The sequence below is a fragment of the Nostoc favosum CHAB5714 genome (genome assembly GCF_020829495.1).
In the GTDB taxonomy this organism is placed as follows: domain Bacteria; phylum Cyanobacteriota; class Cyanobacteriia; order Cyanobacteriales; family Nostocaceae; genus Nostoc; species Nostoc favosum.
In genome coordinates this window covers 1-7,295 of the sequence record NZ_JAIVFQ010000180.1, presented here as the reverse complement: position 1 = coordinate 7,295, position 7,295 = coordinate 1, and the positions used below count along the sequence as shown (strand labels likewise).

The following is a 7,295-nucleotide window of genomic DNA, read 5'->3' as shown; positions in this document are numbered from 1 at the left end:
TCCATCTCTCAAATAGTTAATGCTTTGAAAGGTGTTTCCAGTCGTAGATATGGACAAGCCGGATATAAAAAACCCCAGAAAGAAGCTTTATGGAGTCCTAGTTATTTTGCTGTGTCCGTAGGGGGCGTGCCAATAGAAGTCTTGAAGGAGTACATCAGAAATCAAGAAAAGCCGTCGTAGAACGACGGGGCTTGTATCCCATTCTTTTGGTCAATTCGGTCACGATGTACTGACGGTACAAGAAGCAGGGCAAGCCAACCAGCGAATTCCTGATGACCAAGTGCTTGCATTGGCGACGATTCAGGGGCGGGCAGTGCTGACAGTGAATCGGGATGATTTTATCCGCTTACATCGCATGAGTCAAGACCATGCAGGTATCATTGTTTGCACAGAGGATTTGGATCGGCAGCGATTAGCCACCCGGATTCATGAGGCAATTGCGGCTGAAGAAGCTTTGTTTGGAAAACTGATACGAGTGAATCGCCCGCCTGCTGAGAAAAGTAGATGAGGTGAAGCGCGATCGCTCATGATCGTAAGGTACGTTAATAGTGCGATCGCCGAAAATTCTAGCTCATAACTAAAATCATGCCTTAATTGTGCAATATTCTGCCAATTAAGATCCAGAGAGGGTATCCTTGTAGTAAAAGCCAGAGCTTATATAAGTTACATTTGACTTACTGCAATCGCCCAAGAAGGGTTTTTAGGTATAGCTGAAGTTCTATTAAACAATTTAGGAGATGAGTTTATGGACCCTATTTCTCTTATTCTTACAGCATTGGTAGCTGGCGCAGCAAAAACGGCTGGTGATGTAGCTCAAGATGCTTACAAGGGCTTGAAAGGTCTGATTAAGCGTAAGTTTGAGAGCCAAGGTAAATCAGATTCAGCTACTATTCTGGATAAGTACGAACAGAAGCCCGAAAAGACTAAAGCTCTTTTAGAAGATGAATTAACTGAGGTTGGGGCTGATAAAGACGAAGAAATTATTAAACTGGCTCAAAAGTTAATGGAGCAATTAAATCCTCAAGAAGCAGCAGAGGGAAAGTTTAATGTTCAAATTTCTGGGGGTACAGTTCAGGGTTTGACACAGCAAAATACTGGAACGTTAAACCAGGACTTTAGGACTTCCAAATAAAAAAATATCTAAAAAAGTCACTAAAAAACTCTCTCTTTCTCATTCTTCTGTGTCTCTGTTGTTTGTTTATTTGGGTAATTTATTTTTTGGAAATTCCTTCAGCTAATCAAGGGTGCTTAGAAAATGACTGAAGATAATTTTGTCAGTATCTTTGGGGGTCAGGTTCAGGGGTTTATCCAAGAAAATCATGGAACTGTTCATCAAAACATCATTAATCAAATATCTGACTCGCTGAGTGGGCAAACATCGGGAACAGAAAAGCCCTTAACTGGGAAAGAATTACGCCAGAGGGAAGTTTTACTCAGTAAAGTTAAACAAGGTTGGATTGAAGGGGTTTTAGAAAGATCGTTGCATACCCAGGCAATGATTGAACTGAGTCTGGAAAAGCGATCAAATGCAGTAGATCCTCCATTTAGGGGCTTTGAGGAACCACCAGAAGATCCCAAACTTTTGCCTACTGGGACAACCGCAACTAAGGTCTTCACTCAAATAGGAGAGGGGCGAACTCTGTTAATTTTGGGAGAACCAGGGGCTGGGAAAACAATAACTCTCCTAAAACTTGCAGAGAATTTGGTTGCTCGCGCTACAGAAGATGTGAGTCTCCTAATTCCAGTGGTGTTTAACTTATCTTCTTGGGGTAAGCAACCAACGATTGCTGATTGGCTCGTACAAGAACTTTGGAGCAAATACCAAGTTCCCAAAGAAGTTGGTAAAAATTGGGTTAAAAAGCAACAACTGCTACTGCTGCTGGATGGTCTAGACGAGGTAAAGGCTGATCGGCGGGAAGATTGCGTCCAAGCTGTCAACAAATTTATGCAGGATCATGGACAGACTGAAATGGTGGTCTGTAGTCGTATTGTAGACTATGAAGTTCTTTCTAAGCGTCTGCAATTACGAGGTGCAATCTGCATCCGCTCTCTGACTACTGAGCAAGTTAATCAATATTTGGACGCGGCTGGTGAACAACTAAGAGCAGTCAAAACTTTGCTGACCGAAGATACCGTACTGCAAGAGCTAGCAAAGTCTCCTTTAACGCTTAGTGTCATGACTCTGGCTTATCAAGGCAAAAAGGTGGAAGAAATACTTCAAACGGGTTCAATAGAAGAACGCCGTGAACACCTGTTTAATTCTTATATTGAGCGGATGTTTAAGCGAAAGGGAGCTAAACATCAATATCCACAAGATCAGGCAATACATTGGCTAACTTGTCTGGCAAAACGGATGTCTCAATCAGATTTTCAAATCGAGGAAATTCAACCTCGATGGTTGCCTTCAAAAAAGGATAAAATCATATATCGTATTGTAACAGGCTTAATATTAGGTGTCCTTCTTGGACTAGTGTCGGGAATATATTTTGTATATTTTTACACTTTAGTTCCTAATAATAAAGTTATCCCTCCAATCAATATTTTAATAAAATTAATAGCAATTGGAGTGTTATCTGGACTAATACCTGGACTAATTATAGGGCTACTTTCTTTAAGTTTAAGATTCAACAGGCTAAAAAAGGGGCTAATGTCAGGGATTATATTTGCGATATCGATCTACTTTTTCAGTTATTTTATATATCATAAACATATTGATATACCTCCAATACTTCTGAGTGCAATATTAGGTGGAGCTATTTTTAGTTCAATAGATAGAAAGATTAAACCAGTAGAGAGTATAGAATTGGACAATACTAAACTTTTTAAATATGCAATAATATTTGGTATTTTTGGTATGTTGTATGCGTTAATAAAATCACGCCTATACCTAAATTTTTATTCGGTTTATGAAATAATAATATTTATACTTGTTGGTGTATTTTTGGGTGGTTTTAGAATCCGAAAAAATAGCATAAATCCAAAACAAGCAAAGCCTAATGAAGGAATTAAAAGGTCATTAAGATACACGGTGATAACTTTCTGCTCTCTCGTATTTGCTGCTATATTTGTTGGTTTGGTAATGGATTTTTCATTTCAGTGGAACCCAGTTTTAATATGTCTTGGTTTAGCTATGGGATTGTTAGGTGGGTTAGGTGCTAATGAAAGTTCGGGTGTAGTTTGCATTCAACATTACACTTTGCGTCTCATGCTTTACCGCAAAAATTACATTCCCTTGGACTATGTTAGTTTCCTCAACTACGCCAGCGATCGCATTTTTCTGCAAAAGGTTGGCGGCGGTTACATCTTCGTCCATCGGATGCTACAGGAACATTTTGCCCGCATGGGGTGAGTTTAGGTAGAGTGAGTGCGAAGCCGAATAGCCCGTCGTAGACATCGCCATTTTTATAGTGACTGTTTTAAAAGTCAAGCGATCGCCGAAATAACTTTTGCAGTGCGATCGCGGATATTATAGCGACAGCGTAACGCACCTTGATTTATTAATATATTTCGCCAATTTACTGGAAAATTACCTAAAAATTGATTCTAATCTAGAAATACTTGAGCTTGAACCTTAAAACGTTGTGCTAAATGTTGAATTTGACTCAGGGTTAAGGCTTGATCTTTGTTTAAAATAGCTTCTATTGTTTCCGATGTACCAATTTCAGTCAAATCCGAGAAACTTAGTGCATGTTCCTCGATTAAATAAGCCAATACATCACTCCCGCTACAATTAGGGATAGAATAATGCTCTGCCTCATAAACCCCAATCAGCGTCCCTAACGTATCAAGAAAATTATAAAGAGGATGCTGTTCATTTGTGCCAATTTCATCAATTAAATCATTTAATCGCTCGATCGCTTGCTCATACTCTTGCTCATTACGAATCGTAAGCAGGGGTGCGATCGCACTCCAATGGGTATTAATATCTGGGGGAAGTGTGGTTAAGTTTTCCATTGGTCTTTGTCGTATTCTGAATGGGTCAAGATATCACGGATATAAACTTTTTGACGATTAAAGTGAATTGAAGTAATTAATCGGTATTTATTGCCACCAATATTAAACACGATTAGATCGCCTACAAGATCGGCACTAGGAAAAACCGAGCGTAATTCCTCAAAAGTCTGAAAGTTCGCAGAGTTCATGAGTTTAAACCAACGAATCAGGGCAGTTTCACTATCAAGATACTTTTCCCAAAATTGACGCAATGCTTTACGAGAAATAACGTGCATGATTCGCTGGATTCATGAGGCTATTATAGCGAATCTCGTCATAGTGCGATCGCCTGTTTAATTAGTTCAACCCTTAGCTTAATACCTACCCCTATTCCCATGATTGAAATTCATCAATGGCGCTACGAATTAAGGAAGTTATTTGAGCGCGACGGGTTTCAAAGTTGGCGGCGATATAAATCAGTAAGATGCCAACTAGCAAGCCAACAACCCATTTTAAAAAAGAGTACTGCAAGCTAAAAATTACCGATTGATAGATTGTAGTAATTAAAAAAGTGGCTGTACCAATGTAGAGAAAAGCCCGCACTCGCAAAGCTAATCCGGCAAAAATGGCGATGAGGCTGAAAATTCCAGGTATCCAGGCTGTATTTTGATTAAATAAAATTGCCCACCCACAAATTAAACCACTACCTAGCACTCTCAGAATATGACGAGATGTTTTGTACTCTGGTAGCTTGAGTTGGGTATCTACTTGAGCAATATAAAGCAGTGATAACCCAATGGGTGTTACATACCACAAAGCATCAGTTAGGCGTAATTCATAAAACCAACGGTAAAGTGCCCAATTAATCAACACCACACTAATATAGGTAAAACGGATGTTTTCACCCACCTTTGCTAAAAAGATATAGAATCCAGCTGCGAGTATTAAGGTAATGGGGTAAGTTTGCAGTCTGGTTTCCCATAAAATTATCAGTGGTATGATGTAGGAGGCTTGCTGCCAAGGTCTTTTAGACCAACCCCAACTTTCCCAAGGTAGAATGTACAGAAAATAGGCTACCACACAGGCGATCGCACCGTTCCAAGGAACTAATGGCCCAGCCCAAAATCGTCCCACTGCTGTCTCGCGCCAATAAACCCTCATCCCGGCTACCTCTAATAAGCCAAGGTAAACCCACATTTCGGCGATTGTGATTCCTCCGAAGATGCTGGGGGAAGTGCGCGAATTTCGTCCCTGAAAGATGGCATAGCGAATCAAAAATACCCCCGTTCCCAATCCTACTAAACGGTTAACTCCAATGGGAAGAGGAATGGCAGCCATTAATAAGCAGCTACTCCAAGCCCAGTGAATATGGGCAATTCCTTTCAGTTCTTGGGGAGTCAGGCGTAAGTAGCTGACAAGCCAAGGCGACAGAATGCGGTAAGCATACATAATACTCGCGCCAAGGGCTGACATGGCAATCAATCCATCACCTAATGCTCCTCCTGAAGCTTGTAACATTTGATAGAACAAAAGTTCATAAGCAGAAATGGATATGCCAATGATTCCTAAGTACAGCAGGGGTTTAAAGTCTTCGCGGCGTCGCCCTACGCCAATGATAATTAAAGCTACACCCAAGGAATACAAACCAGTCCACTCGGTGAAGGTGTCCAAACGCAGCAATACACTGAATGCACCATAAATTAATGGCAAAATGTGAAAACTGCTAGGAAGCCTTTCTAATTGATGTCGTCGTCGCCACCACTCGCCGACAAGTTGAGCGATTAAACCTAAAGCAATATTTGCGATTGCAATCTTAACAGTTGAACGTTCCCCAAATCCCAACACCTGGGCAGTCAACAATTCCAAAGACCAACCGATGCCATAAAATGCCCAATTTGTCGGTTCTCGCCAACTGCGATAAACAATGGCTACCAAGGTGATTGCAGTGGCAGCTAAGTACAAAAATCCAGAAGTAATAAACCCTGAGTAAATTAGTATTGAGTGTAGCGTCAAACCAAACAACTCAAAACCACACAATGCGATCGCCCACTTATCACTAGCGGCTGCATATATAATTGCTAATTCGTTACCGCGTCGGTTCAAAACTGTCCGTGCTAACCATAGAATTAGGATTGCGATCGCTCCTACGACAAACCAACCTGCTAGCGCGAGGCGAGGTAAGCCAGGTACGCCTACCCATAAGAGCGCCACAATGAAACTCAGAAGAAATCCTTCTGTAATTACCCCAGATATTTGGTTTCGCAAATAGCGCGTATTTGCGAACATCAATCCCGTACCCACGGCCAAACCGATTAATCTGGTTTCTGGTAGCTGTAAAGTCAGTAACTGGGCAGTTACCACAGCCAATACACTCAAGTAACGGCTAGTAAAGCGACGCTCTATAATTGTGACATTGGCAACACCCGTGAGAGCTATAGGCGTAACTAGCCATAAGACTCCCCAATGAGCTTGTCCATCAGCTATGCCATACCAAGATGATTCTGCATTCATCCACAATAGGAAAAAACTAGCGGCGGCTAGTCCTAAACCGATGTCCCATGCACTACGTCGCCATAAACCTTCACTAAGGCTAAATCCCCATTCTGCAACCATCAGAGCTAATAAAATACTTGCCCAGACTTGGTGACTCAGGGTTGGTAATAACCAATTAATGGTAAAACAAAAAGTCAGCACTCCCATGATGTGAGTTAAATATATCAGGGGAAGGGATGAGGGGGATCGGCGTTGAGTGACGAATGCCAGAGTGATTGTGGAAAATAGCAGATTTAGCGATCGCAATGCGGGATTTACGATCGCGATCGTTGTTAAAAAAGCTCCAAATAAGAGGGTGAGCAGTTCGCCAAATTTAGCCAATTCTCGCTTTTGGCTACGATGCAGCCTATCTGTGAGCGCCACCATTAAAATTACATAGGGAAATAAAGCTACACTCAGCAACGCCCAAGGTTCATTTTGAGAATTGGTAAGTTGAGTACCAGTTGCGATCGCTAATTTCTGTAAATTATCAGGTACTAATCGCCAACCTAACCAAATCGTCTGTAAGCCTATGACGAAAACTGCTGCGAAGTCTACCTTGAAACTATACTGCCGCAGACGACTTCCCACAAACCACAAACCCAAACCACTTACAGCTATTGCTTGCCAGGGATAATTTACTACCGAAACCAGCCAACCCAGGAAGAGTAGAATACCGCCAAGTCTTTCCCAGAGTAAGAGGGATGAGGGAGATGAGGGAGATGAGGGAGATGAGGGAGATGAGGGAGATGAGGGAGATGAGGGAGATGAGGGAGATGAGGGAGATGAGGGAGATGAGGGAGATGAGGGAGATGAGGGAGATGAGGGAG

7 protein-coding genes are annotated in these 7,295 nt (G+C 41.7%); 4 read left to right on the top strand and 3 right to left on the bottom strand.

Going from position 1 to position 7,295, the window contains the following annotated elements:
• From LC586_RS38995 to LC586_RS38980, 4 genes are all read left to right on the top strand, one after another.
• The coding region (locus LC586_RS38995) for a transposase (protein WP_229491159.1) at positions 1-180 on the top strand (180 nt) is incomplete at its 5' end.
• Positions 161-508: a DUF5615 family PIN-like protein gene (locus LC586_RS38990; RefSeq protein WP_229491160.1), complete on the top strand. Its 348-nt coding sequence runs from the start codon at positions 161-163 to the stop codon at positions 506-508. The genes LC586_RS38995 and LC586_RS38990, both read left to right, overlap by 20 nt.
• Positions 509-745: 237 nt before the next feature.
• Positions 746-1,132, top strand: a complete 387-nt coding sequence (locus tag LC586_RS38985) for a Het-E N-terminal domain-containing protein (protein WP_229491158.1) — start codon at positions 746-748, stop codon at positions 1,130-1,132.
• A 123-nt stretch (positions 1,133-1,255) separates the two neighbouring features.
• Positions 1,256-3,349 (top strand): NACHT domain-containing protein, encoded by a 2,094-nt coding sequence (locus LC586_RS38980; RefSeq protein WP_229491157.1) that lies wholly within the window; start codon positions 1,256-1,258, stop codon positions 3,347-3,349.
• Between the two features lie 194 nt (positions 3,350-3,543).
• On the opposite strand, the gene LC586_RS38975 is transcribed toward LC586_RS38980, so the two are convergent.
• From LC586_RS38975 to LC586_RS38965, 3 genes are all read right to left on the bottom strand, one after another.
• Positions 3,544-3,954 (bottom strand): helix-turn-helix domain-containing protein, encoded by a 411-nt coding sequence (locus LC586_RS38975; RefSeq protein WP_229491156.1) that lies wholly within the window; start codon positions 3,952-3,954, stop codon positions 3,544-3,546.
• Positions 3,942-4,229, bottom strand: a complete 288-nt coding sequence (locus tag LC586_RS38970; RefSeq protein ID WP_229491155.1) for a type II toxin-antitoxin system HigB family toxin — start codon at positions 4,227-4,229, stop codon at positions 3,942-3,944. The genes LC586_RS38975 and LC586_RS38970 overlap by 13 nt, the downstream gene beginning before the upstream one ends.
• Before the next feature lie 91 nt (positions 4,230-4,320).
• On the bottom strand, positions 4,321-7,295 hold a 2,975-nt coding region (locus LC586_RS38965; protein ID WP_229491154.1), incomplete at its 5' end, for a DUF2157 domain-containing protein.

Bases quoted from the DNA above. Each gene is read 5' to 3' on its own strand.
- LC586_RS38970 (WP_229491155.1), bottom strand. From the start codon at position 4,229: ATGCACGTTATTTCTCGTAAAGCATTGCGTCAATTTTGGGAAAAGTAT.
- LC586_RS38985 (WP_229491158.1), top strand. From the start codon at position 746: ATGGACCCTATTTCTCTTATTCTTACAGCATTGGTAGCTGGCGCAGCA.
- LC586_RS38975 (WP_229491156.1), bottom strand. From the start codon at position 3,954: ATGGAAAACTTAACCACACTTCCCCCAGATATTAATACCCATTGGAGT.
- LC586_RS38980 (WP_229491157.1), top strand. From the start codon at position 1,256: ATGACTGAAGATAATTTTGTCAGTATCTTTGGGGGTCAGGTTCAGGGG.